Genomic DNA, 1,381 nt, shown 5'->3' with positions numbered 1-1,381 from the left:
CTCCCGCGAGGGCGTGCCTATTCCGGTGCCCTCCAAGAATGGCGAAGTCGCTTACAAAAAAGACATGCAAGGAAACATTGTGACGACCCGTTTGGAAGACGGAACTCTGCAAGAAATCGCAAGCGTCACCGGAGGCCTGTACTTCTACGCGAGCCCTGGCGAGTTCCAGCTGCAGAAGGTGCTTACCGAAATTGCAAGCTTGGAAAAGAAGGAACAGTCGTCAGACCGCATGGAAAACTACCAGGACCGCTACCAGATTTTCCTGGGCCTTGCCGCATTCCTGTTCCTGATCGAAGCGCTAGTGTCCGAACGGGGCCGTCGCCGCCGCACCCAGGTGGGACGCTTCAATTAAGGAAAAAAAATTTTACGGTGATTTGCACGATATTTGCACGCAAGCTATGTTTGCAAAAATCTTTTTAGGTGCTTTTGGGCACCTTTTTTGCTATTATTTGGAAAAGGTGTAAAAAATAGGGCGTAATCACCCCGAAATGTCCTATTTTAAAGGTTCTGTTTGGTTTTTGTTCATCCATTTTTACACAAAAATTCGCTATTTTGCGATTGATTAAAGTAAATTTTGGCTGAAAAATAAAAAGTAAACCACGGAGTCCTTATGCTCGACCTATTAGCCGTCCAATCCGGCACCGCCAACGCCACTCTCATTACGTTGGCGTACACCTTGATTCTCACATTTATCCTTTCTTCGGTGATTGCCTGGACCTACGAAAAAACCTTCCTTGGTTTGTCGTATTCGAGAAACTTTGTGCAGGCCATTGTGCTTAGTGCCGTGGTCGCTGCTACGGTGATGCAGGCTATCGGTGATAACGTGGGTCGCGGTCTTGGTATGATGGGCGCTCTTTCCGTGGTTCGCTTTAGAACGTCTTTTAAGGACCCGCGTGACATTATGTTCGTGTTCGCATCGCTCGGCGCCGGTATCGGTTGCGGTGTGTACGCCTGGGGTGCTGCCGTGGGTGGCACGATTGCCTTTAGCGCGGTTGCTTTCCTCCTTTCCCGTACTGGTCTTGGTACCAAGCATTTCTTTGACGGTATGCTCCGTTTTGCGCTCCCCAACGAAGCCAAGGTCCGCGGTCAGATCGAAGACATCATGAAGTCTAGCCTCAAGACGTTCATCTTGATTACGATGCGTGAAGTTGACGGCGGTGCTCGCCTTGACGTTGCTTACCAGATTCGCCTGCGTGCCACTCATCCGGCTGCAGAAATCCTGAGCGAACTCTCTAAAATCGAAGGCATCTCGGACGTGCAGTTCATGATGCAGGACGCCACGACGGAAATGTAAGGGAGATGGTATGAACAAGCTCGTTTTGAAAACTGGTTTGAAGCGGGTATGGAACAGGTTTACACCGATTACATGGAATGCCGGGAT

General features: G+C 49.8%; 1 protein-coding gene and 1 pseudogene. Both read left to right on the top strand.

Going from position 1 to position 1,381, the window contains the following annotated elements:
- Positions 1–352 (top strand): annotated as a pseudogene (locus tag Q0628_RS14195) (hypothetical protein); the annotation flags it as partial.
- A 258-nt stretch (positions 353–610) separates the two neighbouring features.
- Complete coding sequence (locus Q0628_RS14190; protein ID WP_072800390.1) at positions 611–1,294, top strand: DUF4956 domain-containing protein; 684 nt, start codon at positions 611–613, stop codon at positions 1,292–1,294.
- The last annotated feature ends 87 nt before the right edge of the window (positions 1,295–1,381 follow it).

Origin of the sequence: uncultured Fibrobacter sp. (assembly GCF_937877005.1) — a bacterium.
Taxonomy (GTDB): Bacteria; Fibrobacterota; Fibrobacteria; order Fibrobacterales; family Fibrobacteraceae; genus Fibrobacter.
Note: the sequence above shows the minus strand (reverse complement) of the source record. Positions and strands in the feature narration are given on the sequence as shown.